This window comes from Halocynthiibacter sp. C4, assembly GCF_028823805.1.
Taxonomy (GTDB): Bacteria; Pseudomonadota; Alphaproteobacteria; order Rhodobacterales; family Rhodobacteraceae; genus Falsihalocynthiibacter; species Falsihalocynthiibacter halioticoli.
The window spans coordinates 812,641-838,717 of the sequence record NZ_JAPEIE010000002.1 but is presented as its reverse complement, the minus strand read 5'-3'; the positions used below and the strand labels follow the sequence as shown (position 1 = coordinate 838,717).

23 protein-coding genes and 1 riboswitch are annotated in these 26,077 nt (G+C 56.1%); of the genes, 8 read left to right on the top strand and 15 right to left on the bottom strand.

Annotation, left to right across the window (positions count from 1 at the left end; all coding sequences use genetic code 11):
* Positions 1–39: 39 nt before the first annotated feature.
* From OU789_RS11295 to OU789_RS11270, 6 genes are all read right to left on the bottom strand, one after another.
* Positions 40–1,536 carry a phosphomannomutase/phosphoglucomutase gene (locus OU789_RS11295; protein ID WP_274655701.1) on the bottom strand — a complete coding sequence of 499 codons (1,497 nt, stop codon included), beginning with the start codon at positions 1,534–1,536 and terminating at the stop codon, positions 40–42.
* A 132-nt stretch (positions 1,537–1,668) separates the two neighbouring features.
* Positions 1,669–3,204: a capsule biosynthesis protein gene (locus OU789_RS11290; RefSeq protein WP_274655700.1), complete on the bottom strand. Its 1,536-nt coding sequence runs from the start codon at positions 3,202–3,204 to the stop codon at positions 1,669–1,671.
* Positions 3,188–3,847: an ABC transporter ATP-binding protein gene (locus OU789_RS11285; protein WP_263952368.1), complete on the bottom strand. Its 660-nt coding sequence runs from the start codon at positions 3,845–3,847 to the stop codon at positions 3,188–3,190. The genes OU789_RS11290 and OU789_RS11285 overlap by 17 nt, the downstream gene beginning before the upstream one ends.
* Positions 3,848–4,046: 199 nt before the next feature.
* Positions 4,047–5,306, bottom strand: a complete 1,260-nt coding sequence (locus OU789_RS11280) for a Na+/H+ antiporter NhaA (RefSeq protein WP_263952369.1) — start codon at positions 5,304–5,306, stop codon at positions 4,047–4,049.
* Between the two features lie 109 nt (positions 5,307–5,415).
* Positions 5,416–6,453, bottom strand: coding sequence for a permease (locus OU789_RS11275; RefSeq protein ID WP_274655699.1), 1,038 nt, complete (start codon positions 6,451–6,453; stop codon positions 5,416–5,418).
* Positions 6,446–6,793 (bottom strand): ArsR/SmtB family transcription factor, encoded by a 348-nt coding sequence (locus tag OU789_RS11270; protein WP_263952371.1) that lies wholly within the window; start codon positions 6,791–6,793, stop codon positions 6,446–6,448. Before OU789_RS11270 ends, OU789_RS11275 begins: the two co-directional genes overlap by 8 nt.
* Before the next feature lie 74 nt (positions 6,794–6,867).
* Between OU789_RS11270 and OU789_RS11265 the strand changes: the two genes are divergently transcribed.
* Positions 6,868–7,482: a uracil-DNA glycosylase family protein gene (locus OU789_RS11265; protein ID WP_274655698.1), complete on the top strand. Its 615-nt coding sequence runs from the start codon at positions 6,868–6,870 to the stop codon at positions 7,480–7,482.
* Positions 7,460–8,254, top strand: a complete 795-nt coding sequence (locus tag OU789_RS11260; RefSeq protein WP_274655697.1) for an SseB family protein — start codon at positions 7,460–7,462, stop codon at positions 8,252–8,254. Before OU789_RS11265 ends, OU789_RS11260 begins: the two co-directional genes overlap by 23 nt.
* Here OU789_RS11260 and OU789_RS11255 read toward each other — a convergent pair.
* The 8 genes from OU789_RS11255 to OU789_RS11220 form a co-directional block, all read right to left on the bottom strand.
* A complete protein-coding gene (locus OU789_RS11255; RefSeq protein ID WP_274655696.1) occupies positions 8,251–9,183 on the bottom strand; it encodes a 2-hydroxyacid dehydrogenase in 933 nt (310 codons plus the stop codon). The genes OU789_RS11260 and OU789_RS11255 overlap by 4 nt on opposite strands.
* A 9-nt stretch (positions 9,184–9,192) precedes the next feature.
* Positions 9,193–10,332: a rod shape-determining protein RodA gene (gene rodA, locus OU789_RS11250; RefSeq protein WP_274655695.1), complete on the bottom strand. Its 1,140-nt coding sequence runs from the start codon at positions 10,330–10,332 to the stop codon at positions 9,193–9,195.
* Entirely contained in the window at positions 10,329–12,248 is a 1,920-nt protein-coding gene (gene mrdA, locus OU789_RS11245; RefSeq protein WP_274655694.1) for a penicillin-binding protein 2, read from the bottom strand. The genes rodA and mrdA overlap by 4 nt, the downstream gene beginning before the upstream one ends.
* Positions 12,245–12,784, bottom strand: a complete 540-nt coding sequence (locus OU789_RS11240; RefSeq protein WP_274655693.1) for a rod shape-determining protein MreD — start codon at positions 12,782–12,784, stop codon at positions 12,245–12,247. Before OU789_RS11240 ends, mrdA begins: the two co-directional genes overlap by 4 nt.
* The gene (gene mreC / locus OU789_RS11235) at positions 12,777–13,706 is read right to left on the bottom strand and encodes a rod shape-determining protein MreC (RefSeq protein WP_263952377.1); all 930 of its coding nucleotides are present in this window, start codon (positions 13,704–13,706) and stop codon (positions 12,777–12,779) included. Before mreC ends, OU789_RS11240 begins: the two co-directional genes overlap by 8 nt.
* 18 nt (positions 13,707–13,724) lie before the next feature.
* Positions 13,725–14,762, bottom strand: a complete 1,038-nt coding sequence (locus tag OU789_RS11230; RefSeq protein ID WP_263952378.1) for a rod shape-determining protein — start codon at positions 14,760–14,762, stop codon at positions 13,725–13,727.
* A gap of 325 nt (positions 14,763–15,087) precedes the next feature.
* Positions 15,088–16,665, bottom strand: a complete 1,578-nt coding sequence (locus tag OU789_RS11225) for a 2-isopropylmalate synthase (protein WP_263952379.1) — start codon at positions 16,663–16,665, stop codon at positions 15,088–15,090.
* Positions 16,666–16,942: 277 nt separating this feature from the next.
* Positions 16,943–18,364 (bottom strand): MORN repeat-containing protein, encoded by a 1,422-nt coding sequence (locus OU789_RS11220; protein WP_274656037.1) that lies wholly within the window; start codon positions 18,362–18,364, stop codon positions 16,943–16,945.
* Between the two features lie 273 nt (positions 18,365–18,637).
* On the opposite strand from OU789_RS11220, the gene OU789_RS11215 reads away from it, so the two are divergent.
* From OU789_RS11215 to OU789_RS11200, 4 genes are all read left to right on the top strand, one after another.
* Positions 18,638–20,290, top strand: coding sequence for an NAD+ synthase (locus OU789_RS11215; RefSeq protein ID WP_274655692.1), 1,653 nt, complete (start codon positions 18,638–18,640; stop codon positions 20,288–20,290).
* A 60-nt stretch (positions 20,291–20,350) separates the two neighbouring features.
* The gene (locus tag OU789_RS11210; protein ID WP_274655691.1) at positions 20,351–20,776 is read left to right on the top strand and encodes a DUF1801 domain-containing protein; all 426 of its coding nucleotides are present in this window, start codon (positions 20,351–20,353) and stop codon (positions 20,774–20,776) included.
* Positions 20,777–20,855: 79 nt separating this feature from the next.
* A complete protein-coding gene (gene gltX / locus OU789_RS11205; RefSeq protein WP_274655690.1) occupies positions 20,856–22,178 on the top strand; it encodes a glutamate--tRNA ligase in 1,323 nt (440 codons plus the stop codon).
* 105 nt (positions 22,179–22,283) lie between these two features.
* The gene (locus tag OU789_RS11200; protein WP_274655689.1) at positions 22,284–23,705 is read left to right on the top strand and encodes an MATE family efflux transporter; all 1,422 of its coding nucleotides are present in this window, start codon (positions 22,284–22,286) and stop codon (positions 23,703–23,705) included.
* Here OU789_RS11200 and OU789_RS11195 read toward each other — a convergent pair.
* Positions 23,689–24,243: a gamma-glutamylcyclotransferase family protein gene (locus tag OU789_RS11195; RefSeq protein WP_274655688.1), complete on the bottom strand. Its 555-nt coding sequence runs from the start codon at positions 24,241–24,243 to the stop codon at positions 23,689–23,691. The genes OU789_RS11200 and OU789_RS11195 overlap by 17 nt on opposite strands.
* A gap of 72 nt (positions 24,244–24,315) precedes the next feature.
* Positions 24,316–24,412: riboswitch (glycine riboswitch) on the top strand.
* 158 nt (positions 24,413–24,570) lie between these two features.
* Between OU789_RS11195 and gcvT the strand changes: the two genes are divergently transcribed.
* Positions 24,571–25,701: a glycine cleavage system aminomethyltransferase GcvT gene (gene gcvT, locus OU789_RS11190; RefSeq protein ID WP_274655687.1), complete on the top strand. Its 1,131-nt coding sequence runs from the start codon at positions 24,571–24,573 to the stop codon at positions 25,699–25,701.
* 14 nt (positions 25,702–25,715) lie between these two features.
* Positions 25,716–26,075: a glycine cleavage system protein GcvH gene (gene gcvH / locus OU789_RS11185; RefSeq protein ID WP_263952386.1), complete on the top strand. Its 360-nt coding sequence runs from the start codon at positions 25,716–25,718 to the stop codon at positions 26,073–26,075.
* Positions 26,076–26,077: the final 2 nt, after the last annotated feature.

The following is a 26,077-nucleotide window of genomic DNA, read 5'->3' as shown; positions in this document are numbered from 1 at the left end:
GTGCAACAAGGCGCGCCACACCGCGTTGATTTGCAGAGATTAAATCGTTTGGTCGTAGTCTCCAACCGAAGGCTCTGTGCGGATAACCTCGTCAATCTCTTTGAAAATCTGTCGCAATTCCGCGTCAGATTCGGGGCTTTCACAGACGACCACAAGGTTAGGTGTGTTGGAACTCGCGCGCACCAACCCCCAAGCACCGTTCTCAAGGATGACGCGCGCGCCGTTGACTGTAACCACCTGTTTGATGCCATGGCCGGCAATTTTCTCGCCCGCGGCTTCTTTTGCGACGAGTTTCTCGACGATGCGGTCTAGCACCTCGTACTTCTCGGTATCGGCGCAATAGGGAGACATGGTGGGCGTTGACCACGTTTGTGGCAAGGCCTTGCGCAGGTCAGACATCTTTTTGTCGGGGTTGCGGTCCATAAGCTTGCAAATCTCGACCGCCACGCGCATCCCGCAGTCATATCCGCGCCCAACTGGTTCCGCGAGGAAGTAGTGGCCGGACTTTTCAAACCCTGCCAATGCCCCGATTTCCTTGACGCGGCGCTTCATATAGCTGTGGCCGGTTTTCCAATAATCTGCCGTGACTCCGTTTTTTATTAGTTCCGGATCGGAGGCAAATAGCCCCGTGGATTTCACATCGGCCACAAAGGTTGAATTCGGGTAAAGTTTCGACAAATCGCGCGCCATGATGACGCCGACCTTATCGGCAAAAATCTCTTCACCTTCGTCATCTACAACGCCGCAGCGGTCTCCGTCTCCATCAAAACCAAGCGCGAAATCGGCACTGGTTTCGCGCACTGTGTCTGCCATATCGTGAAGCATTTCCATGGCTTCGGGGTTCGGGTTGTAATGCGGGAATGTATAATCAAGGCGGTTGTGGCTCTCGACCACTTCAACGCCCATCCGCTCGAACACCTTGGGCGCAAATGCAGACGCCGTTCCGTTGCCTGTGGCGCAGACAACGCGCAGCTTGCGTGACATTTTGAAATCGCCGACGAGGTCGTCGATATAAGCGTCCATCACGCCATCAATAAATTCGTAAGAGCCGCCTTCTGCAGCAACACCTTCGCCATTCAGTACGATTTCGCGAAGTTCGCTCATTTCGTCCGGACCATGAGTCAGGGGGCGCTCGAAGCCCATTTTTACGCCTGTCCAACCATTGGGGTTGTGGCTCGCCGTGACCATGGCAACTGCGGGCACATCAAGGTGAAACTGCGCGAAATACGCCATTGGAGATAGTGCGGGGCCAATATCCTTGACCTGAATGCCAGCCTGCATCAGCCCAACAATCAGCGCATTTTTGATCGAAAGGGAATAGTCGCGATAGTCATTTGCCACAGCGATAACAGGCTCGATCCCGCGCTTTCGCATTTGTGTGCCAAGGCCAAGACCAAGAGCTGTAATGCCAGGCAGATTGATTTCGTCTGGATATTTCCAGCGTGCGTCATATTCGCGAAACCCCGTGGGTGTGATCATTGGGTCGCGCAGGAATTCCCAAGTGTTTGGCGTAACGGTGGAGAGCGGCTTTTTCATAATATTCATGTGTCCTGTACAGGCGAAATAGTTAAAAACTAATAAATATTGTCGCAAATGAAGCTGAGGCTTCGTCGGTGTTCGGGGCGATCATAACTGTTGCGCAAGGCAATTTCATGGCGTTCGAGAAGTTTATGCAGACACTTGCTCCCTTAGAATTGAGGCAGTCAACGAGCAGAGCAAGTAGATTCCGGAGAAAATCAGGAATGCCAGCACAGTGTTTTCAAAAGCACGAGGATAAGCGGCCTCATCAGGTGTGATCGGTGAAACGGCAGTCACAAGGTAACGCGTTTGGCGCGCGGCTTCGGCGCGGGCAAGTTCCATATTTTGTAGCGCGGCCTGTAACATGGTCACACGGGTCAGCAGGTCGCTTTCGGCGATCTGGAGTTCGCCCTGAATGCGCGCGAGCGATTTGCCCCCCGCTATTCCTTCGGTGAGTTGGGCGCGCAAATCCTCGATCACGATTTTGCGGCTGGCAATGCCACGCTCAAGTGTCGCAACTTTGGTTCGGTTCGGGCGCGGGTTGGCGTTAAGCTCCTGCAGGGCGATTTCATCTTCGGTTACGCGCAGTTCAAGCGCAGAAATGCGGTTTGTCAGAAGCGAGACTTCAAGCTCCGTACTGATCACGTCGTACAGCTCCTTGAGGTCAATCACCCTTTGCTGCGCGTTGGTGACAGCGAGTTCAGCCTCGTCATAGCTTTCGCGCGCGCCCTCAACCTGATCGTCTCGTACGCGTTGCGAGAGGCTGTCGACCTGTTCTTCGGCAATCGAAATCAGGAACTCTGCGTATTTGGTGGCCAGTTCTGGGTCCGCAGCGATCACCTCCATCTGGATGATTCCTTCGGTCGGATCATAGCCGATTTTCACGTTCTTTTTGTATAGCTTATAGGCCGCTTCGTTGGTGGCGTCAGGATCAAGGCGCTGTACGGGATCAATGCTTTTCTGACTGAAGTGCGATTTAAAACCGAGCGCTTCATCAAGGCGCAGCATCGCTTCGCGGGATTGGAGATAATCCTGTACAACAATACTGTCTTCGGACGTTGCGAACTGTGTACCCGCAAGGAGACCCACCGGCGCGCTTGAGGGGCTCTGGGCCTGTTGCACCTTCATTTCGGAGAAGGTCGCGTACATGGGGGTCGCGATGCTGTAATAGTAATATCCCGCAATGGCAGTGGGCAAAAATACGAGCAGCAACAGTCGAAGTGACAGCATGAAAAGCCGCCGACGCCGACGTTTTGCAATGTCTTTCTGGATGCGCTCAAGCTCGCCAAATCCGCCATCAGCAGGGATAAACGGCGTGGATGGCAGCGGCGACGTTTCCGCTTGAGGCAGGGTGTTTGTCTGATTGTTGCCGCCAGTTGGGCCAACGATATCAAGCATGTTCGAGCGCTTGAACGGGTCGATACCCTGTTCGCGCAACATACGGACAGCGTCAAAATCCGAGATTGGTGTAAGCCCATGCTTTTGCGCAACACGCCGCGCTGTGCGAAGTTGGCGGCCGGTCAGGCCTTCTTCGCGGATGGCGGCAAGTGCTGCTTCTTTGCGCGCGTTGATTTCGGCTTCGTTACGTTCTTGTGGAGTGGCGTCCTCTTTCGCAGCGTCTCCGAGCGGAGATGCCTTCTGGGTTGCGCTCTTGCGGATGTTAAAGCGCCTAGCTCTGGTCGTCATAGTCATAGAGCCTTTTTGCCTCTTCCAATGTGTCGAACATATGCAGCTTACCGCCTTTTAACACCGCTGCGGACCTACAGAATTTCTCAAGCGTGCGCGCCTGATGCGAAACAATCACAACTGTGGATTTCTGCAGCCGATCACGAAGGATGCTGCCCGCCTTACGGTTGAACTCAACATCGGTTGTTGAGGGCATGCCTTCGTCGATCAAATAGATGTCAAACTCCAGCGCAAGAAGCAGGGCAAAACTAAACCGTGCGCGCATCCCTGAACTATAGGTGCCGACGGGCATTTCGAAGTATTCCTCAAGCCCGCAGAGCCACCGACAAAAGGCTTCGATGTAATCTGGATCGAGCCCATAAAGCCGCGCGATATAGCGTGAATTTTCAACCGCCGTATGTTTGTTCGAAACGCCGCCCATAAAGCCAAGCGGGAAGGACACGCGGCAATTGCGGTTGATTATTCCCTCGTCAGGTTTTTCTAGGCCAGCCATCATGTTGATAATGGTGGTCTTACCCGTTCCGTTGGGGGCCAGAATGCCCATGGAATTGCCAAGCTCAACGCGAAATGTTGCCTGATCAAGAATGACCTTGCGCTGTTTTCCGGTCCAGAAGGACTTGCTGACATTCACAAATTCAAGCATTTCCGTGCTGATTGCGCTCTTTCCATTGCCTCAAATGCTGTGTTCGGGCGTTGTTTTATTGCTGTTCACCCAACCTTAGTATGGCGAAGTTGATCATTGGTTTACAATGGTTTTTCTGTGGCCGCACCCAGAAACGCAAAACCCCGATACATTGGCCGGGGCTTTGGTTGAGTAGGGCGTCCAAATGTATGGTCGCCGCCTAGAACTCTTTTTTCTCCACCCGAAGCAAGATCCCCGCAATGTAGGAGACGATCGCGGCACCAAAGCTAAAGAGTGCGCCCATTTTAGCGGCATCCTGCACAGGGCCCGGTTCAAACGCGACAGCGGCAATAAAGAGCGAAACGGTAAAGCCAATGGCGGCCACACAGCCGATGATAAAGAGGTCAACAGTGCGCATGCCTGCTGGAAGCCCAAGCTTCAAGATGTGCGCGCCGAAATAGCCGAAGAGTAGAACGCCAAATGGCTTCCCGATCATCAGGCCTGCGAGGACGAGCCAAGTTGCATCACCGATCGCTCCAAACTGTACCCCTGCGTTCAGGAGGCCGAAGAAGAAAAGTATAACTTCAACCGGATGCTCAAGCAGGTGCTCGCAATGGTTCAACAAATCTTGCAGGTGTTCCTCGGCTGCGGCGAAAATGCCGAAAGCGCGGTCTGCATGCGGGATTGCTGGAATGACGGGCAATAGGCCTAGGGATGGGTGTAGACCCGCTTCCTGAAATCCATACCACGACAGACATCCGGCAATGAGATAAGGCCAGAAACCAAGCTTCTTGCGCACCCATGTTGAGTTTTTGCGCAGCTGATCTCCCCGATCAAGGCGGCGGGGCAGATAGTTGAAAAAGAAGAACGCCGCGAGCGCAGCCCCAACAGATAGGCCCAGCCATTGCAGCGCCAGATCGCCCGTTGGGTAAAACACCGCCAGAATAATGAGACCTGCCGCGTCATCTGCAATCGCCAAAAGCAACAGGAACCGAACCGCTGGGTGCCCCGCGCCGAAAATAAGGCGCCCAACAAGATAGGAAAACGCAATGTCGGTCGCGGTTGGAACGGCCCAGCCATTGGCCACAGCGTTGAAGGTTGTGCTGCCCATGACATAGGCAACCCCGAGGTAAACTGTTATCGGCCCAATCATCCCGCCGAGCGTCGCAATCAGCGGTGTTGCGGCCTTTTTCCCACGTAGGCTGCCGTTCTTGAGGATGACGGCTTCCCAGACTTCCTTGGCTGCGATGGCAAAGAAAAACGCCATCAGCACGTCATTCACCAGATAATGGAGCGTGAGTGTGCGGACGATATGGCCGTCATGTTCATGGGCGTGGCCGATAAAGAAATCGTCGATCAAAACAAGATGAACGAGCGCGTCGTAGCTTTTGGGGTCGATGTTTGCCCAGAGGAGCGCCGTCAGGGCGCCCGTGATCAAAAGGATCGAATAATTGGTAATAAAGTCCCAAACGCGATACATACCGTCTCCTGCCCTGTCGAAATATTTTTAGGAAAGGGATAGTGGAATCGGGGCGGCCAAGCAAGCGCTCGGCCGCTGGAAGCTGTTTCAAGGAATAGCGTAAGCTGGCTTAAGCGATGAAACCCCAGCTTAGTCCTGCCAGAAATGCGCCGACCATTGCGATACCGATATAGGCCGCAAATACGCGAGGTTTGACCAGCGCCCAGACCGCGAGGGCGGCCGGAATGCAGCTCACACCACCAGCGAGCACAAAGGACATGGCTGCGCCGTTGCTCATCCCTTGCTGCAGCAGCGCATCAACAAGCGGTACGGCGGCAAATCCGTTGAGATAGGCCGGTGCACCGATCAACGCCCCAAGCAGGATCGGCATAACCCCGTCACCGCCGAGTACACCTGCGATCTTTTCCGCAGGAATGTAGGTCAGCATCAAGGCTTCGATCATATAGGCCAGCAAGAGCCACTTCCCGAGGAAGAGCGCATTATCCAGTACCGTTTTCCCAAAGACCGAGCGGCGGTCAGCGTGAGGCAGGATGTTCCATACGGGCTTCCCTTTGAAGGGGGAGGGGCCGCATCCGCACCCTGATGTCGCCTGCCGTTGCTTTAGCGGGTCAGCAAATACGGCGGAGTTGGCAAAGAGGCGCACTGTAAAGCCGCCGAAAATGCCGAGTGCGATAGCCGCGATACCCTTCGCGATTGCAAAGTCAAAGCCGAGCGTGCCTGCTGTGACGAAGAACATTGCAGGATCCATAAGAGGCGAAGCCAACCAGAATGCCATCACAGCAGAAAGAGGCGCGCCGAGAGCAAGCAATGCCGCAATGAACGGGATAACCTCGCAAGAACAAAACGGAGATAATCCGCCAAGCGCAGCGGCCATAAAAATCATCTGCGTTTCGCGCCCTGTGAACGCTTTGGCCAAGAGCGCCTCGGCACCTGATGCCTTCAGGTATCCAACCGTTAAAACGGCGAAAACGATGAAAATCCCCGTATGCGCAATCGCGCCGCCAGCAAATGTGATTGTCGGAACGAATTGTGTTGGATCAAAGATGGCAATCAGCAGCGGAATAATAACAATTGCTGCCCATGCGCCGTCAATGCGGCGCCAGATTGGAGGGGTCGCCGGGGCGTGGGTATGGGGGGTGTCAGTCATGATGATGTTCCGAATCTGGGCAATCGGCGCAGCATTCCCGCAAAAGATAATCGGCAAGGTCGCGCATTTCTGTGTAGTCGGCGGTGGCGCAAATGATGCTGCGCCCTTGTTTGCGTTGAACCACCAGCCCTGCCTGCGTCAGGATCTTGAGGTGATGGGTCAGGGTCGATCCCGTAACGCCGCTGCGTTCGCCAAGGGTGCCGATGGTCGTGCCCTCTGGCCCTGCGCGCACCAAAACGCGCAGCACTTCAAGGCGTTGTTCGCTGCCAAGCGCTGCAAACCGCGCAGCGGCGGTCAGAAGGTCAAGCTTGGACTGGGATTCGATCTCTGTATTTTCCATATTTCTACAATTATAGAAATATGGAAATGAGTCAACAGGTTTTGTTTTCCAGATGAGAGCGGCATACTGCAATCATGACTGCTCTCGGGCCATTGATTGCCGAAATTCAATCCTGCCGAATTTGCGCGGACCGGTTCGCCGCAACCGAAACGGCCCATAAGCCACACCCTGTTGTTCGGGTGCGCAAACATGCGCCGATCCTGATCATCGGGCAAGCTCCGGGTGCGCGGGTACATGAAAGCGGAATCCCGTTTGATGACCGCTCCGGTGATCGCTTACGCGACTGGCTTGGGGTGGATCGCGACGCGTTTTATGATCGTGATCTCTTTTCCATCATGCCGATGGCGTTTTGTTTTCCGGGATACAACGCCCGAAAATCCGACCTGCCACCGCCGCCAATTTGCGCAAAGACATGGCACAAGGGACTGCGCGCAGGGCTTACGCCAGAAATCACTTTACTGGTTGGTGGGTATGCACAGAAACGGGAGTTCGGACCCGCAGCAAAAGGCGGGGTAACGGCCACAGTTTCCGCATGGCGCGATCATGCGCCGCGCCGCTTTCCCTTGCCTCATCCGTCATGGCGCAATACAGGCTGGATCAGGAATAATCCGTGGTTTGAGGCCGAACTCCTGCCCGAGCTGCGCCAGCGCGTCAAAGAGGTGCTATATGCCAAACGAAACTCCGATTGATCTGGCCTTTGCCGAGATGGACGCAGCCCAAAGCGACGAGGCCGCGCGGCTTGTGTATTTCGAGCGGCTGGCCGACGCAGAACTGTTTCTTCTGCTTGAGGAGGAAGCAGAAGGAGAGCGCATCAAGCCAGAGGTTTTTGAAACTCCAGCGGGGCAGTTCCTTCTTGTTTTTGATCGCGAAGAGCGGCTTTCGGCGTTTACTGGCAAACCCGCGCCCTTTGTCGCGCTCTCTGGCCGCGTGATCGCCAACCTAATTCAAGGGCAGGACATTGGCCTTGGCGTGAACCTTGGCGTTGAGGGAGGAGAAAACCTGATAACACCCGATATGCTCGATTGGCTGCTGCAAACGCTGGAACACGCCCCAGAGGAAGCGGCAGAATTGCCGGTTGAGGTGGCCCGTCCAAAGGCGCTGCCGGACGCACTTTTGAACGCACTTGATCGCAAATTGCCAACGGCGGCTGGCCTTGCCAGCAAAGCGTTCCTCGCGGAAGTAACCTATAAATCAGGGCGCAGGGGGCACCTGTTGGCGTATCTTGACGCCAAACTCGGGGCGCAAGAAGCGCTGGCAAAAGCAACGAACGAGGCGCTGGTGTTCTCGGGCATTGATGCGGGGGAGCTGGATGTGGTGTTCCTGCGCAGCGACGATCCAATCGCCGAGCGTTTGGCGCGTGTGGCGCTGGTATTTGATCTTCCCGAACCCGCCGTCGCGCCGGAACCAGCCGCCCCCAAAGCGCCCGGCACCGATCCGAACAGCCCGCCGATCCTGCGTTAATACCCTGCGCTTCGATCTACGAGAAACCGCATAGGCTCGCCGTTTTCATTTCGGTGAATATTGTCAGCGATAATCTCACTCGCCGTTTCGGGGCGCGTTTCGGAAGCGATGTGCGGCGTCACGGTAACTTTGGGATTGTGCCAGTAAGGATGCTCCGCGGGCAGGGGCTCTTGGCGGAACACATCAAGCGTTGCGGCGCCGACGTGCCCCGAACCGAGCGCAGCAAGCAATGCGTCATCATCTATCAAAGCGCCCCTGCCGGGATTCACAATCGCCGCCCCTTTAGGCAGCAGCGCGAGGGTGTCGGCATTTAGAATATTCGCCGTACCATCAGTTAGCGGGAGGAGCAGAACAACGATGTCACTCTTGCTCAGCACGTCGCGCAAGCCATCCTCGCCACAGAAACAAGAGACGCCGTGTATCTCTTTTTGGCGGCGGCTCCAGCCCAGCACGTTGAAATTGAGCGTTGCAAGTTGGCGCGCGCAAGCTTCGCCCAAGGCGCCGAGTCCTAGAACAGCCACCGTTCGATCCCGTGCGAGCGGAGGAATAACAACGTCCCAAACGCCGTTTTGGTTCAAAACCTGACGGTCGGTATCAAGATGATGGCGCAAGACATGCGCGGTCACATATTCCACCATGCCCTCTTGCAAACCAGTGTCGACCATCCGAGTGAGCGGGATATTGAGCGTTGGATTTTTCACTAGCCGCTCAACACCGGCCCAGAGGTTCAACACAGCTTTCGCGTTTGAATAGGGAGTAAAGTCCTGCAAAGGGCCAGTCGGCCCATAGACGATATAATGCACCATTTCCGGATCAGAAAAGTCCGGCTGGAGATTGATGCTCAAGTTCCGTGACGCAAAAGCCTTGCGGAGCGGCTCTTCGTAAACGCCCCAAAGCCCATCTCTGGCCGAGAACAAAACGTTAAGCATGGTGAATTCCTATCTTGGGCGGTGAATGTGGGCGCTTTGAACTAGGCCGAAAGCGGCGAGCAAAACAAGCATCGCCGACCCGCCGTAAGATACCAGCGGCAAAGGAACCCCAACCACAGGCGCAAGCCCCATGACCATCGACATATTCACCGCAAAGAACAGGAAGAACGTACCCGCGATGCCGAGCGTTAGGAGCGCGGAAAAGCGGTCTTTGTTCTGAAATGCGGAGACCATGCAGAAGACAATCACAAGCAGGTAAACACCCAACAAGCTAAACCCACCGACAAAGCCGAATTCTTCCGCAAGTGTCGTGAAGATAAAGTCTGTGTGTTTTTCGGGAAGGAAATTCAATCGGCTCTGCGTGCCTTGCATAAAACCGCGCCCTGTCCAGCCGCCAGAGCCGAGCGCGATCTTGGATTGGGTGATGTGATACCCTGCACCGGACGGATCGGCCGACGGATCAAGGAAGGTATCAATCCTGCGGTACTGATAGTCTTTGAGGAACTGATAAGGCGTGCCGCGGAATTGGAATACAGCAGTTACTGCGCCAACCACCATTGCGATCACCGCGCCGAAATACCACCAACTCACGCCAGCGAGGAACATCACAATTGCCCCGCCTGCGATCAATAGGATCGAGGTGCCAAGGTCAGGTTGCCTCAAGACAAGCGCGGTCGGGATCAGGATGATGATCACAGGCAGCAAGACCCACAGAGGGCGTGATGTTTTCTTGATATCTAGCCAGTCGTAATAAGCAGCGAGCAACATGACGAGCGCGATTTTCATCAGTTCGGAGGGTTGAAGCTGCATGAAACCAAGGTTGATCCAACGCTTTGCCCCCATGTTGACCTCGCCAAACTGGTCGACCACCACCAAGAGAACTAGCCCGAAGATATAGGCAAGCGCGGCGATATTTCGCCAGAACCAGATGGGAACCATCGCAATAACAAACATCATTGAAACGCCAAGGCCAAAGCGCTTCATCTGGGCCTCGGCCCATGGGGTCATCGATCCACCCGCAACCGAGTAGAGCATCATGAACCCAACGCAAGACACCGTTGCCAGCAACACCAGAAGCGGCCAGTTGAAATAGAGGATCTTACGAATGCCGCTTGGGACAGTTTTGACGTTGTATTCTAAATAGCTCATGCGCGGTCCGACTTCTGTTTGAGGAAAGGCGGGATATGCGCTTCGTATTCTTCCTGTTGGGCGCTGATGCGGGCGCGGTCTTTGGCGGGATACGCAGACAAGGGCGGGTTGCCGCCATAAAACGCTTGAAGCGCGATATCGCGCACGACCGGCGCTGCCGCCGATGATCCGCCACCGCCGTGTTCAACCACAACCGCGACCGCGATACTTGGGTTTTCATAGGGGCCAAAAGCGGTAAACAGCGCGTGGTCGCGTTCTTCCCAAGGGGCATTTGCGTTGTTCACAACGCGGCTTCGTGTCTGCGAGGTTCCGGATTTTCCGGCCATGCGATAGGCGTCTTCGACGATGCGAGAGCCATATCCTGTTCCTCCGGTTTCATTACAAACACCAAACATCGCTTTGCGCACATAGCGCAGGTGATTTTCGTTCAGGCCAAGAGGCTCACCGCTGCGTGGAGGTTCCTGCACGCCGTTGACCGACGCGATAAGCCGTGGAGAAACAGAGCGCCCCGTTGCCAGACGTGCAGAAAGCACAGCAACCTGAAGCGGTGTTGCCAATACAAACCCCTGACCGATGGAGGCATTGAGGCTGTCGCCGATCACCCAAGGCTTTTGATATACCCGCTGCTTCCACTCTTTGTTGGGAGCTGTTCCAGAGGACACCGCAGAGAGCGGCACGTCAAACTTCTGGCCAAACCCGAAGAGTTTTGCCATCTCGGCGATTTTGTCGATCCCAACTCGTTGCGCGAGTTCGTAGTAGTAGACATCGCAGGATTTTTTGAGCGAGTTGTGAAGATTGACGTTTCCATGCCCGCCGCGCTTCCAGCAGTGGAACCGTCGGCCGCCCATCTCGATGTGGCCGCGGCAACGTATCGTCTCCTCAGCACTGATCACGCCCGCATCAAGCGCTGCAAGCAACGTAATCATCTTGAACGTCGAGCCAGGTGGGTACCGGTCTTGCACGGTTTTGGAGGCGAGCGGGCGGTATTTGTCTTCGGTCAGCTCGCGGTAATCGGGGACCGAAATGCCTTTGACGAATTTGTTCGGGTCAAACGACGGCGCAGATGCGCAAGCGAGCAAATCGCCATTGCGCACATCCATAACGATGGCCGACGCACTCAGCCCCTCGAGGCGTTTATGGGCATAGTTCTGGAGCCGCGCATCGATCGTAAGCTGCAGCGCATTGCCTGGATCGCCTTCTTTGCGGTCAATCTCGCGGATGATCCTGCCCGTGGCGTTAACCTCAACGCGTTTTGTGCCCGCGGTGCCGCGCAGTTCCATTTCGGTCTTGGCCTCGACCCCGAACTTCCCGATCTGGAAACGCGGAATACGCAGGAGCGGGTCCGGGTCTTCGAGTTTGGAGAGATCGTAATCGCTCACCGGCCCGACATATCCCACCACATGGGCCAAATCGCCCTTGAGCGGATAGAGCCGCGACAGCCCGACATCGAGCGTAATTCCGGGAAGGGCAGGGGCGTTGATCGCGACTTCTGAAAAGATCTCCCAACTCAGGCGGTCCGCGATGGTTACCGGAACTGATGGCCCCGCTCGGCGCAGCTCTTTTTGGATGCGGTCAATGTCTTCCTGTGTGAGCGGCACAATATTGGATAGACGCAGCAGCACATTCTCGAGGTCGCGCGCGTCTTCACGGCGTACAACGACACGGTAGTTCTGTTGGTTTTGCGCCAGCGGCACGCCGTTGCGGTCATGGATCAATCCACGCGCAGGCGGCAGCAGGTGTATGTTGATGCGGTTCTCTTCGGCCAAAAGACGGAACTGGTCGGCCTGATCCACCTGAAGATAACGCATCCGGAGGCCGAGCAGCCCCATAAATCCGATCTGGCTCGCCCCGAGTATCAACCCGCGGCGGGTGATCATACGGGCGCTTGCTTCTGTATCTTTGGGAGGCCGTTTCATGCGCGCTGCCCCCGTGCATCAAGATCGCCAGGCGATGGTTTGCGCACGCCGAGCAATCGCGTTGAGAGGATTACGACAACTGGATACAGCAAAACCGTTCCAGCGAGATGTTGCAACGTTAGCGACAAAGAGGGCAAATCGCTGCCCACGAGGAACAGGATAAACCGCCCGCCAAGCATCACGCCAACCATAACTGACGCCACAAGGAGCCATTCGATCAAGAATGGCAATTCGTGGTTTACTTGCGCGCGGTTGCGCAAGAATTCAGCCCCTAGGATGATCAAAGCGGTCTGCAATCCGGGCGGGCGCATGAAAAAAAGGTCCATTGTCAGAAACACGACCGCCAGCAGAAAGACAGGGACATAGTCCGGTCTGCGTAAAACCCATGCATAGGTAATGCAAAGCATCAGGTCTGGTGCCGCGCCACCGGTCTGTGCGGGTTTGAACGGCAGCAGGTGGAGAAACAGCGTACAGAAAGCCACCACAACAAAAAGCAGGTTAAAGAACCACGCACGTGAAATCGGCAAGCTATCCATCGCCCGCCTCACTCTCTTCGGACTCGGTTGCCTCTTCTGGTTCGGCTTCGGTCACCGCTGGTGCCACTGGAAGGATTAGCGCGCTGTCTTCGTCAATCACGCGGGTTGGGCGGCTGCGTAGCACTCGAAGAAACTCAAGCCGTTCGTAGTCTGCCGCAAGTCGCACGCGCAGGCGACGATCCGCGCCCTGAACCACTTGGCCAACGAGCAAGGACGCAGGAAACACGCCGCCGTCGCCCGAGGTCACAACCCGATCACCTGGGCGAACAAGCTCGGGGTTTTCAAGGTATTCAATAAGCGGAGCCGCGGAGTTCTCGCCCCGCATCAACGCACGTTGTCCCGATGGTTGAATTGTTACAGGAATGGCACTGTTGCTGTCCGTCAGGAGGATAACCCGTGAGGTTTCGCTTCCTACGCCCGAAATTCGCCCCACAAGGCCGATGCCATCCATCGTGGCCCATCCGTCCTGTACCCCATCGCGGGCGCCGACATTCACCAAAACCGATTGACGAAACGGGCTGCCGCTGTCGGCGAGAACCACGCCCGTGACATGCGTGAGTTTCGGGTCAAGGCGCACCTTGTTGAGGTCGAGCAGTTTGGCGTTGCGTTGCTCAAGCTGAAGTGCGGCCTCTTTCCACGCTTTCATCTGCTGTAGTTCGCGGCGCAACTCTTGGTTCTGTTCATAGAGCTTTGCATAGCCCTGAAAGTCATCGACCATATTGCCGAAGGCCGTAACCGGCGCCAGCGCCCAACCGAAACTTGGCATGATCGTGTCGATTACCTGCGCGCGGAAACGCTCCACGCGCGGGCTATCAATCCGCCAGACAAGGAACACCGCCAGCAGCACAAGCACAAGAAGGCCAACCAGCACCCGCCGGATTGGCCTTGTGTAATTTTCGTTGTTCGTGCGTTCACTTGCCACGGTATCTCCCGTGTCTAATTAGCTGTCGTAGTCGATGACGTGACGCAGTTGTTTTTCGTATTCGAGCGCCTTGCCAGTGCCGAGCGCCACACAGTTGAGCGACTCATCCGCAACCGAAACAGCAAGGCCAGTTTGTTCACGTAGGGCCAGATCAAGCTCACCCAAAAGCGCACCGCCACCGGTAAGCATAACGCCACGATCCACAATATCGGCCGCGAGGTCTGGCGGGGTTGCTTCAAGCGCGGTCATCACGGCTTCGCAGATTTGTTGTACCGGTTCGGCAAGGGCCTCGGCCACTTGCGCTTGGTTGATCTCAACTTCTTTTGGCACACCGTTCAAAAGATCGCGTCCGCGGATTTGCATGGAGGAGCCGCGCCCGTCGTCAGGCATCCGTGCGGAGCCGATAGAGGTCTTGATACGCTCGGCTGTGCTTTCTCCGATCAAGAGGTTCTGCTGGCGACGAAGGTAGCTGATAATCGCTTCGTCCATCCGGTCACCACCAACGCGAACCGAGCGCGCATAAACGATATCGCCAAGCGACAGAACCGCCACTTCGGTTGTCCCGCCGCCGATGTCGACAACCATGTTGCCTGTCGGGTCCGTGATCGGCATTCCCGCGCCAATCGCAGCGGCAATCGGCTCTGCAATCAATCCGGCGCGGCGTGCGCCTGCTGACAGAACCGACTGGCGGATCGCGCGTTTCTCAACCGGTGTCGCACCGTGGGGTACACAGACGATGATCTTTGGCTTGGAGAACGTGGTGCGTTTGTGGACCTTACGGATGAAGTGTTTGATCATCTCTTCGGCCACGTCGAAATCGGCAATCACACCTTCGCGCATCGGGCGAATGGCCTCGATGCTTCCGGGTGTCCGGCCAAGCATAAGTTTCGCATCTTCACCTACGGCCAGAACCTGTTTGCGCCCGTCTTTGACGTGATAGGCAACCACGGAAGGTTCGTTCAGAATGACACCCTTGCCCTTGACGTAAACGAGCGTGTTCGCCGTCCCAAGGTCAATCGCCATATCCGACGAAAACAATCCTGCAAATCCTGCCATAGCCCACTGTCCCAATTCTTCTGGTTATTGCCTGTCCGACTCTCGGATTACAGGCCATTCACACTTATAATCGGCCCTTTGCAGATTATAAAGAGAACATTAGGGGGCCAAAGGCGAGTTTTTGCCGCTTGCAGATATCTGACATTTTTAAGCGCAGAATTGCCTTGATTTTCCGCAATTATTTACATTTTGCAACATTTGCGCTGTTTGAAGACACCATTTCATAGCCGTAACGAACTCGCTCTCGGGGGGGGGCTATGCAAAAGGGGCGCCAACTTAATGTGGCGCCCCTTTGGTCTTAGAGGTGGATTCTCTTGGCAAAGGCCTATGAGACATCCTTGTAGTTGATCTCTTTCACGTCTGAATTCGGCGCGACTTTTGAGCGGCGCGCGATCAGGCGATTGAGCGCGTTGACATAGGCTTTGGCGCTGGCAACGACAGTGTCGGTATCAGCGGATTGGCCAGTGGCGATGTTGCCATCCTCTTCCATCCGCACGCTGACGGTGGCCTGCGCGTCTGTGCCTTCGGTTACGGCGTGAACCTGATAGAGCTGAAGATGCGCGCTGTGGTCATAGAGAGCCTTAACCGCGTTGAAGGTGGCATCAACGGGGCCATCTCCGGTTGCGGTGACGGATTTCTCCTCACCGTCAATCGTGAGGGTCAACGCGGCCTCCTGCGGACCATCGGTGCCGCAAACCACGCGCAAGGATTTTACCTTGAGGTAGTCGTTCTGTTCGCTTGCGTCAGAGTCCCGCATGAGGGCGATGAGGTCATCCTCGAAAATCTCTTTCTTGCGGTCGGCCAACTCTTTGAAACGAACGAACACATCCTTGAGTTGGTTGTCGGCCAATTCAAAGCCGAGATCCGCCAACTTCGAGCGCAATGCAGCGCGACCGGAGTGTTTGCCCATCACGATGTTGGTTTCAGTGAGGCCCACGTCTTCGGGGCGCATGATCTCGAATGTCTCAGAGTTCTTGAGCATCCCGTCTTGGTGGATGCCGCTCTCGTGTGCAAAGGCGTTCTTGCCAACGATGGCTTTGTTGTACTGCACAGCAAACCCAGAAACGGAGGCAACGCGGCGGCTGATCTGCATGATCTTCTTGGCGTCGATCCCTGTTTGGTAGGGCATGATGTCGTTGCGGACCTTGAGCGCCATCACCACCTCTTCGAGAGCGGTGTTGCCGGCGCGCTCGCCAAGGCCGTTGATCGTGCATTCGATCTGGCGGGCACCAGCTTCAACCGCGGCGAGGGAGTTGGCTGTCGCCATGCCGAGGTCGTTGTGACAGTGCGTCGCAAAGATGATCTCGTCAGCACCCGGCACATTCTCGATCAAGCGCCGGATGATGTCCGCACTCTCGCGCGGGGCGGTATAGCCCACAGTGTCAGGGATGTTGATTGTCGTCGCGCCTGCTTTGATCGCGATCTCTACCACACGGAAGAGATAGTCTTCTTCGGTGCGGGTCGCGTCCATCGGGGACCATTGCACGTTGTCACAGAGGTTGCGCGCGTGGGTCACGGTTTCGTGGATGCGCTCTGCCATCTGGTCTTTGTTGAGTTTCGGGATGTCACGGTGAAGTGGCGATGTTCCGATAAATGTGTGGATGCGTGGGCGCGCGGCGTGTTTGACGGCCTCCCAACAGCGATCGATGTCTTTGAAGTTCGCACGGGCAAGGCCGCAAATCTGGGCACTCTTTGCGCGGCGCGCAATCTCGCTTACCGCCGCGAAATCACCTTCTGATGCAATCGGGAAACCGGCCTCGATAATATCAACTCCCATATCGTCGAGCATCTCGGCAATTTCGAGTTTCTCGTCATGGGTCATTGTTGCGCCGGGGCTTTGTTCGCCGTCGCGCAATGTGGTGTCAAAAATCAAGACGTGATCTTGTTTGGCTGTATCGGTCATTTTGAAATCTTTCGTATGTCTTAGCTGTGCTGGTTACGGGCGGTTTGTTGCCCTCTCTTGGCGCGGTGTCCTCCCCTGAGCGCTCGCGCCAGAAATGGCACGCTCAGAGGCAGCTAAGTAGCAGCAGTGCGCATAGGCCAGCGCCACAACCGGAAACCGGCGCGGTTGCAATAAGAGACATATGTGCGTTTGCGTTCATGGGCGCGATCATACGCAGCCCGCCTCGAAAGAAAAGAGGATTTTCGCAACAAACCGCGAAAAGGTAGATTTTCAGTATCTAGCCGTCGTTTGCCGGGGCTTCAGGTGTTGCGGAGTCTTCGGTTTCTGGCGCTGTGTCTGCCTCGTTGGCTTCGGTGCTGTCTTCGGTGCCATCGGTTAATGCACCGTTGCGCCAGATTCCCTCTTTTTCCTCGCCACTGGCAAAGGCCATCGTGCCCTTACCTGCACGTTTGCCTTGTTTGAACTCGCCAGTGTATACATCCCCATTGGCATAAGTGGCGACGCCTTCGCCGTCGATCTGGCCATCTTTCCATTGCCCGAAATATTTGAACCCGTCCGGCATCGTGATTTCGCCGATGCCTTCGCGCTTGTTGTTAACGAACGCGCCTTCATAGATCGAACCATCCGCGTATTTCGTGGTGCCTTCGCCATGACGTTGGCCATTTTCCCATGCCCCCGCGTATTCATAACCGCTTGGATAGGTGATCTTGCCGATTCCATGGTATTGGGCGTTTTTGAACCCGCCTTCATAAACCATACCGCTGGATTGAGTTGCGCGGCCTTCGCCTTCGATGACGCCCGCTTTCCAGCCGCCCTCATAGGTTCCACCGTCGGCATATGTGATTTTTCCGGTTCCATCGGGCAAACCAGCCGCGAAAGTGCCGGTATAGACCGCACCATCAGGGTAAGTGATCTCGCCTTCGCCTTCGATTTTGCCGTTTACCCAGTTGCCGACGTATTTATACCCGTCCGCCCCGTTGAATGTGCCTTGGCCGTGGCGTTCATCGTTGGTGAACTGGCCTTCATAAACATCGCCGTTGGCATAGGTGACTTTGCCCGTGCCCGCGCGTTTGCCATTCTCGAATTGGCCAGTGTAGACATCGCCATTTGATTGGGTCAGCACGCCTTCGCCGTGAAATTGTTCGTTGAGCCATCCGCCCACATAAGACAGCCCGTCTTCCATCACGAGTTTGCCGGAGCCGCTGCGGGTGCCGTTTACAACGTCGCCCTTATAGGTTGCGCCGCCGGGAAATGTGATTTCGGCCTGACCTTCTTTGACACCGTCAACCCACTCGCCAGCATAGATATAGCCGTTGGGGCTTTCGAGCGTCCCAACGCCGTGGTGCAGACCGCCTTTGAAACCACCCTGATAGGTCGTACCGTTTGCATAGGTCACGATGCCATTGCCGGTTATCTCGCCATCAAGCCAGTCGCCCTCATAGACACCGCCATCGGCAAAAGTCATTTTGCCAAACCCATGCGGCTCGCCTTGGTCGAACTGTCCTTCATAGACAGCGCCGCCTGGGAACTCGGCTTTGCCACGCCCTTTTATCTGCCCCTCGACCCATTCGCCCTCATAGCGATAGCCGTTAGGCAGCGTATAGGTGCCGCGCCCGTGTTGTTTGCCGTCTTGAAACGTGCCTTCATAGACGCCGCCGTTGTCGTATTCTTTGGTAAGAGTGTCCTGCGCGAATGCCATGGACCCGAGCAAAATGAGTGCGCTTGTGCCGAAACCGAGGGCAAGCGTCTTTGCCGTGGTTTGTGTTTCGGCCTTGAGTAGTATCGCTTTTGGCACCGTAACCCCCGAGAATCCAACGAAATGCTATGGCAGCTTATGGGACAGAATTTGGGGTGACAACGCTTTTGCGTTCACAAGCAGTTAATGAGCGTCTAATTACCTGTGCCCCCTTTCCCTTGGGCAGGGGCTTGGGTAGATAACTCCGGTAAACGTATCGAGAAGACAGGACAGCTCGTGACATTTCGATTAACTCTGGCGCAGCTTAACCCCACGGTTGGGGATATCGACGGAAATATCGCCAAAGCGCGCGCCGCTTGGGAAGAGGCTCGCGCCGCCAAAGCTGATATGCTGGCCCTGCCGGAAATGTTCTCTGTTGGCTATCAAACGCAGGATCTTGTGCGCAAACCCGCGTTTTTTCGCGATGCGATGGCGGCCATCGAAGGTTTGGCCAAAGACTGTGCGGATGGGCCGGTCATCGGGATTGGCGGGCCGTACTTCGATGGCGAGAAGCTGTTTAACGCCTATTATATTCTTTCGGGTGGTGTGATCGCTCATAGGGCGCTCAAAACCAAACTGCCGAATGAAACCGTGTTTGACGAAAAGCGGCTGTTTGCAGCCGGAGAGGTTGGCGCGCCCTATCAAGTAGGGCCGCTCAAGATCGGCAGCCCGATTTGCGAAGATTCATGGCACGAAGGCGTTGCCGAAAGCTTGGGGGCGCAGGGCGCGGAAATCCTGCTGGTGCCGAACGGATCCCCTTATTACCGCGATAAATTCCCAACGCGCCTTGAACGGATGCGCGCTCGGGTGAACAACACGGGTTTGCCGCTTGTCTACCTGAATATGGTTGGCGGACAGGACGATCAGGTTTTTGACGGTTCAAGCTTCACCCTTAGGGCGGATGGTGCGCTTGTAGATCGGATGGGCGTATTCGCCGAAGAGCTGCGCCACCTCGATTTTGAAAAGGATGAAAACGGTTGGAGCGTTGTGAACGGCGAAGTCGCGCCGCGCCCTGATGCTTGGGAGCAGGACTATCACGTGATGGTGCATTCGCTGCGCGATTATATGGCCAAGACGGGGTTCAAAAAGGTGCTGCTTGGCCTGTCCGGCGGGATCGACTCTGCAATTGTAGCTACGATCGCCGTGGACGCGCTGGGCGCGGAGAACGTGCGCTGTGTTATGTTGCCCAGTGAATACACGTCGCAAGGGTCGCTTGATGATGCGGAGGCCGTGGCGAAAAATCTCGGCTGTCACTATGATTATGTGCCAATTGCCGAGGGGCGCGCCGCGATTACAAATACGCTCGCGCCGTTCTTTGAGGGGATGGAACCGGGGCTGACCGAGGAAAACATCCAATCGCGACTACGTGGGCTTCTTCTCATGGCGATGAGCAACAAGTTCGGCGAGATGCTCCTGACGACGGGCAACAAAAGCGAAGTCGCTGTGGGCTATGCCACGATCTATGGCGATATGGCGGGCGGATATAACCCGATCAAAGACCTCTATAAAACCCGTGTGTTTGAGCAGTGTCGCTGGCGCAACGCCAATCACCGTGTCTGGATGAAAGGGCCAGAGGGCGAGGTTATCCCTGTCTCTATCATTGATAAGCCACCAAGCGCCGAACTTCGACCAGATCAGAAAGACGAAGACAGCCTACCGCCCTATGAGGTTCTGGATGCAATCTTGCACGGGCTGGTGGATGAGGACTTGTCAGTGGCTGATCTGGTTGCGCAAGGGTTTGAGCGCGAAACCGTGAAGCGGGTGGAACATCTGATCTATATCTCAGAGTACAAGCGCTTTCAGTCCGCACCCGGTGCGCGTTTGACCAAAGGCGCGTTCTGGCTTGATCGTCGCTACCCGATTGTGAACCGTTGGCGCGACGGCTCCTAAGCCAGAAAAGCCTTGCCACAGCGGTTCGGTTTGCGAAAACTGAGCGCAAGGAGGTGCGTCATGGCCAACAAGACCCAACCCACCGAACAGGACGTTCACGCCTATCTTGCCGCAATTGAACACGAGGGCAAACGCGCGGATGCGCTCAGGCTGAATGATATATTCAAGCGCGTCACTGGATATAATCCGGTGATGTGGGGCGAGGCGATTGTTGGCTATGGGCAATACCACTATCGCTATGAAAGTGGGCGAGAAGGGGACTTCTTGGCAACGGGCTTTGCCCCACGCAAGGCAAATTTCTCTGTCTATATCATGCCCGGTTATGGCGACTTTGGCGATATTCTTGCGCGGCTTGGCAAGCATAAACTCGGCAAGGCGTGTCTCTATTTCAATAAGCTGTCGGATATCGATACGGATGTGCTTGAGGAGTTGATCGGTGCGGGTCTGCGCGATCTTGAGGGTCACTGGCCCGTTAAGCCGACATAAACGCGGGAAATCCTGCGGGTTACTTGCCTGCCGTCGCAGGGCAGCGTAAGAGGGGCCAAACCATCCAAGAGGCCCTGCCATGACAACCACCCGCTTTGCCCCAAGCCCGACAGGCTATATCCATATCGGGAACCTTCGGACCGCGCTTTTCAACTATTTGATCGCGCGCGCTCAAGGTGGCGAGTTTATCCTGCGGATTGACGATACCGATCCGGAGCGGAGCAAGGAAGAATATGTCGAGGCCATCAAAGAAGACCTCACATGGCTTGGCCTAACGTGGGATCGGATCGAGCGCCAGTCAACACGGCTTGAACGCTACGAAGAAGCGGCAGAGCAGCTGCGCAAGGATGGGCGGTTTTACGAGTGTTTTGAAACACCTGTGGAGCTTGATCTCAAGCGTAAGAAACAACTTAACATGGGCAAGCCGCCGGTTTACGACCGTTCGGCGCTGAAGCTGTCCGACGCCGAAAAAGACGCTTTGCGCGCGGAGCGTGGCGGCCATTGGCGGTTCAAGCTCGATCAGGAACGGATTGAGTGGCATGACGGCATTCTTGGCGATCTGTCGATTGATGCGGCCAGCGTGTCTGATCCTGTTCTCATCCGCGGCGATGGGCAGTTCCTTTATACGCTCGCGTCGGTTTGTGACGATATCGATTTTGGTGTGACCGATGTTGTGCGCGGCAGCGACCACGTAACCAACACCGCCACACAAATCCAGATCATCGAAGCACTTGGCGGCAAGGTTCCAAACTTCGCGCACCATTCGCTTTTGACGGGCCCGCAGGGTGAGGCGCTGTCAAAACGGCTCGGCACATTGGCGCTTCGCGATCTGCGCGCTCAAGGGATTGCCCCAATGGCGATCTTGAGCTTGATGGCGCGGCTTGGCTCTAGCGACCCTGTCGAACTGCGCACAGAAATGGATGACCTGATCAAAGGTTTTGACCTGAGCAAATTCGGGTCTGCGCCAACCAAATTCGACGTTGAAGACCTTAAACCTCTGACCGCGCGCGTTCTGGCCGAGCAGCCCTTTGCCGATGTCGCCGACCAAATCGCGGCACTTGGCGTTCCGGACGATCAGGCAGAAGCGTTTTGGGAAGCCACGCGCCAGAACATCTCGACCATGGCTGATCTTGAAGGCTGGTGGACCCTGTTCCGCGATGGTGCGGACCCTGTAATTGATGCGGATGACGCGGAATTCGTGAAGGAAGCGCTCGCGCTTCTGCCGGATGGTCCGTATGACGCGACAAGCTGGAAAGAGTGGACCACCGCCGTTAAATCAGCGACAGGCCGCAAAGGGCGGGGGCTTTTCATGCCGCTGCGCAAGGCTTTGACTGGAATGGAGCACGGACCAGATATGAGCGCGGTGCTGCCGCTGCTTCAGGTGATCCGCGCCAAAGGCTAGATCGCGCGACCGTTTTTGCGGTTCCCATTCGGGTTTTCGTCGCTATAGTCAGCCTTCCTGCACATGTGCCCGCGCGTATTTCTGCGCGGCGATCAGGGAGGTTGCATGTCAAATTCCGAACCCGCCAAACCCGCGAACGCGCAGGCTAAGTTCTTAACTGGCAATCTATTTCGGCATGTCACTGTCATGTCGCTCACCGCGTCTATTGGATTGATGGCGGTGTTCATTGTTGATTTCGTCGACATGATATTCATCTCGATGCTGGGCAAAGCCGAGCTTGCCGCTGCTGTGGGATACGCGGGCGCGATCCTGTTTTTCACCAGTTCTTTCGGCATTGGCATGTCCATCGCCGCGGGAGCGTTGGTCGCGCGGGCCTTGGGGCAGGGCGACGAGGATATGGCGCGCCGCCGCGCAACAACTTCGCTGTTTTATGGGGTTTTGTTCGGAAGTGTCTTTGCCGCGACGGTCTGGATATTCGTGCCGACGCTCGCGGGGTGGATGGGGGCAAAAGGCGATGTTTTGCCGCTCACGGTATCCTACCTGCGTATTATCGTGCCAAGCCTGCCGTTGCTGCTTGTTGGCATGGTTGGCGGTGCGATTTTGCGGGCGCATGGAGATGCCAAACGTGCAATGTTCGCGACCATTCTTGGCGGCGTTGTTAACGCAGTGCTCGATCCCATCCTGATCTTCGGGCTTGATCTGGAACTGACGGGCGCAGCGCTTGCTTCGGTGGCGGCGCGTATTGCGATTGCCAGTTATGCGCTGATCCCGATTTATAAACACTATGGCGGCCTGCAAAAGCCAACTTCAGAGGAGTTCGCGCTTGATTTCCGGGCAATCTATACGCTTGCCGTTCCTGCTGTTCTTACGCAGCTTTCAACCCCCATCGGGCAGGCCTATGTGACACGCGCGATGGCCGAATATGGAGAGGATGCCGTCGCCGGAATGGCGGTGGTGTCGCGGATGGTACCGATTGCTTTCGGTGTGATTTTCGCGCTCTCAGGGGCCATCGGACCGATCATCGGCCAAAACTATGGCGCGCAATTGCATGACCGCGTGCAGCGTGCCTTCAAAGATGGGTTGCTGTTTATTGCGGGCTACGTGCTGATTGTGGCGCTGATCCTCTTTGCGCTGCGCGGCCCTGTGCTTGCTCTATTCCGTGCGGATGGGGTGACGGCGGATATCATCTTGCTGTTCTGTGGCCCGCTGGCGCTCTTGTGGTTCTTCAACGGGGTGATTTTTGTGGCGAACGCATCGTTTAACAACCTTGGCCATCCGTTCTATTCCACCATGGTAAACTGGGGCCGGAACACACTTGGGACGATCCCGTTCGTGATTTTCGGCAGTATGTTATACGGGGCCGAAGGGGTGCTTATTGGGCAAGCGATTGGCGGCGTCGTCTTTGCGGCGATTGCACTTGTGTTGGTGGCGCGGATCATGCGCGACATCCGCGCCGAAAAACCGGTGGCTCCAGAGGCGTTTCGGAGCCAGAGCCGCTGGATGTCTCTGTTTAGTTTTCGGCGTTGACCTTGGCTACATAAGCATCAACCAATGCGGTTTCTGAGGGGCTCAACTCTTGGGCGCGCGGGTACTTGGGCGCGAGGCGGTCGTTTAGAATGGGAATGTCCCAGCCATCTGTTGTGGCAAAGAAATCTGCAACGCCCTCTTCGCCGAATTCACGCAAATACCCCTGAACCACAACGTCGAGATAACTGAGCAGAATGCCTGGCCCTTCGTCTGCATCAAACGGCTCCTGTTCGGGAACGGCATAGATTGCGATTTCGGGTTTGAACTCAAGCGGGTGGCGCACAGCGTCGGTGACGTGGCGGTTGTATCCGCTTTCGCGCTCATCAAGGGCCGCCCAATCCGCGCCGGGAACTTCGGCGATTAATCCGTCAATGCTGCTCTCGTCACATCGGATCGCTGTCAAAAGCGAGACGGGGTGATGCGGTGTGAAGCGCCACGTGCGCCGCCAGCCGGTGACATGGGCGCGATGGGCGTTGGTGTAGGTGTGGGTCGATTGGTTCACGAGCGAACCATAGCCAAAGAAGAAAGGGTTTTTCATGTAACCGGATTTAACCTGTATACCGGCGAATACAACCCCTTGCCCAAAAGCGCACAGGTGGGTACATAATGCGACATCCAAGTGGGAGAATCTGCGGGGCGAACGCCCTTCAGTGCCGAAGGAGCAACCGCCCCGGTAAACTCTCAGGCTTCAGGACCGCTCGGATACCAAAACTCTGGAGAGTGGCCATTGGCCCGCCGAAGGGATAACGATCTCAGGCGCCGCAAGGCAGAGACAGAGGGGGCATCAGGAGAGCGCGCATGGGGCGGGCTTGTTTTGGTGCCGCGCTGAATATCCAGTGTTGTACCGGTGATGAGGAGAAGGCAAATGGCCAACCCACACCTCGACGCGGATCTGGCGCAGACCGTATTCCATGACCTACACGTAGAATTGGGTGCCAAAATGGTGCCATTCGCGGGCTATTCCATGCCCGTGCAATATCCGCTCGGCGTTATGAAAGAGCATTTGCACACACGCACCGGCGCGGGGCTCTTTGATGTGAGCCATATGGGGCAAGTGATCCTGCGCGGTAATAATCCTGCGGCGGCGCTTGAGCGTCTGGTGCCGGTTTCGATCGTTCCTCTCAAAGAGGGGCGTCAGCGCTATGCTCTTTTCACCAACGAAGACGGTGGCATTCTCGACGACCTGATGGTGGCCAACCGTGGCGACCACCTGTTCCTCGTGGTCAACGCGGCCTGTAAAGAGGCCGATGTCGCGCATATGAAGGCGAACCTTGCTGATTGTGAGGTTGAGGTTGTCGAAGATCGCGCATTGCTTGCGTTGCAAGGTCCGAAAGCCGAAGCAGCGCTTGCTGCGCTTGCTCCATCTGCGGCCGATATGGTGTTCATGGATGTTGCTGTTGTGGAATCGGATTTCGGCGAGCTTTGGATTTCGCGCTCTGGATACACTGGCGAAGACGGCTACGAGATTTCAGTGTCCAACGACAGCGCGGTTGAATTTGCCCGTGCGCTTCTGGCCCAAGATGGTGTGGAGCCAATCGGCTTAGGTGCGCGAGATAGTCTCCGCCTTGAAGCGGGGCTGTGCCTTTATGGTAATGACATTGACGAAACAACAACGCCGGTCGAGGCCGCGCTTGAATGGGCGATGCAAAAGGTCCGCCGCACAGGCGGCGAACGTGAAGGCGGCTTTCCCGGGGCTGAACGAATTCTCGCAGAGCTTGAAAAAGGGGCAACCCGCCGCCGCGTAGGCATTCTGCCTGAAGGGCGCGCACCAATGCGTGCCGGAACCCAGCTTTTTGCCAGTGCCGACGCCACAGAGCCGATGGGGCGGGTGACATCGGGCGCATTTGGCCCCAGTATCGAACGGCCTATGTCGATGGGATATGTTGCTATCGACCACGCGGAAACCGGCACCATTATCTATGCCGAAGTGCGTGGCAAGCGGCTCCCCGCAACCGTGGCAGATATGCCTTTCCGGCCATCAACCTATAAACGTTAAACAGGAGACTCCCCATGAAATACACCGAAGAACACGAGTGGCTGCGCGTCGAGGACGACGTTGTTGTTGTTGGCATTACCGAGCACGCCGCCGAGCAGCTTGGCGATGTTGTCTTTGTTGAGCTGCCAGACGTTGGCACAACAGTCTCCAAGGACGACGAAGTTGTGGTGATCGAGAGTGTGAAAGCCGCTTCCGATATCCTCGCGCCAATCGACGGCGAGATTGTCGAAGTGAACGAAGCAATTGTCGACGAGCCAGGCAAGGTAAATGACGATCCAGAGAACGACGCTTGGTTCTTTAAGATCAAAGTCGAAGACCTCGGCCCAATGGACGACATGATGGACGAAGCCGCTTATAAAGCCTTCATCGGGTAAGG

Coding starts and splice junctions, on each gene's coding strand:
- OU789_RS11195 (WP_274655688.1), bottom strand. CDS start 24,243: ATGAAAAACCCTTTCTTCTTTGGCTATGGTTCGCTCGTGAACCAATCG.
- OU789_RS11230 (WP_263952378.1), bottom strand. CDS start 14,762: ATGGCAGGATTTGCAGGATTGTTTTCGTCGGATATGGCGATTGACCTT.
- OU789_RS11260 (WP_274655697.1), top strand. CDS start 7,460: ATGCCAAACGAAACTCCGATTGATCTGGCCTTTGCCGAGATGGACGCA.
- mrdA (WP_274655694.1), bottom strand. CDS start 12,248: ATGAAACGGCCTCCCAAAGATACAGAAGCAAGCGCCCGTATGATCACC.
- OU789_RS11290 (WP_274655700.1), bottom strand. CDS start 3,204: ATGACGACCAGAGCTAGGCGCTTTAACATCCGCAAGAGCGCAACCCAG.
- gltX (WP_274655690.1), top strand. CDS start 20,856: ATGACAACCACCCGCTTTGCCCCAAGCCCGACAGGCTATATCCATATC.
- gcvT (WP_274655687.1), top strand. CDS start 24,571: ATGGCCAACCCACACCTCGACGCGGATCTGGCGCAGACCGTATTCCAT.
- OU789_RS11225 (WP_263952379.1), bottom strand. CDS start 16,665: ATGACCGATACAGCCAAACAAGATCACGTCTTGATTTTTGACACCACA.
- OU789_RS11200 (WP_274655689.1), top strand. CDS start 22,284: ATGTCAAATTCCGAACCCGCCAAACCCGCGAACGCGCAGGCTAAGTTC.
- OU789_RS11270 (WP_263952371.1), bottom strand. CDS start 6,793: ATGGAAAATACAGAGATCGAATCCCAGTCCAAGCTTGACCTTCTGACC.
- OU789_RS11255 (WP_274655696.1), bottom strand. CDS start 9,183: ATGCTTAACGTTTTGTTCTCGGCCAGAGATGGGCTTTGGGGCGTTTAC.
- OU789_RS11285 (WP_263952368.1), bottom strand. CDS start 3,847: ATGCTTGAATTTGTGAATGTCAGCAAGTCCTTCTGGACCGGAAAACAG.
- OU789_RS11280 (WP_263952369.1), bottom strand. CDS start 5,306: ATGTATCGCGTTTGGGACTTTATTACCAATTATTCGATCCTTTTGATC.
- OU789_RS11220 (WP_274656037.1), bottom strand. CDS start 18,364: ATGGCATTCGCGCAGGACACTCTTACCAAAGAATACGACAACGGCGGC.
- gcvH (WP_263952386.1), top strand. CDS start 25,716: ATGAAATACACCGAAGAACACGAGTGGCTGCGCGTCGAGGACGACGTT.
- OU789_RS11210 (WP_274655691.1), top strand. CDS start 20,351: ATGGCCAACAAGACCCAACCCACCGAACAGGACGTTCACGCCTATCTT.
- OU789_RS11265 (WP_274655698.1), top strand. CDS start 6,868: ATGACTGCTCTCGGGCCATTGATTGCCGAAATTCAATCCTGCCGAATT.
- rodA (WP_274655695.1), bottom strand. CDS start 10,332: ATGAGCTATTTAGAATACAACGTCAAAACTGTCCCAAGCGGCATTCGT.
- OU789_RS11275 (WP_274655699.1), bottom strand. CDS start 6,453: ATGACTGACACCCCCCATACCCACGCCCCGGCGACCCCTCCAATCTGG.
- OU789_RS11295 (WP_274655701.1), bottom strand. CDS start 1,536: ATGAAAAAGCCGCTCTCCACCGTTACGCCAAACACTTGGGAATTCCTG.
- OU789_RS11240 (WP_274655693.1), bottom strand. CDS start 12,784: ATGGATAGCTTGCCGATTTCACGTGCGTGGTTCTTTAACCTGCTTTTT.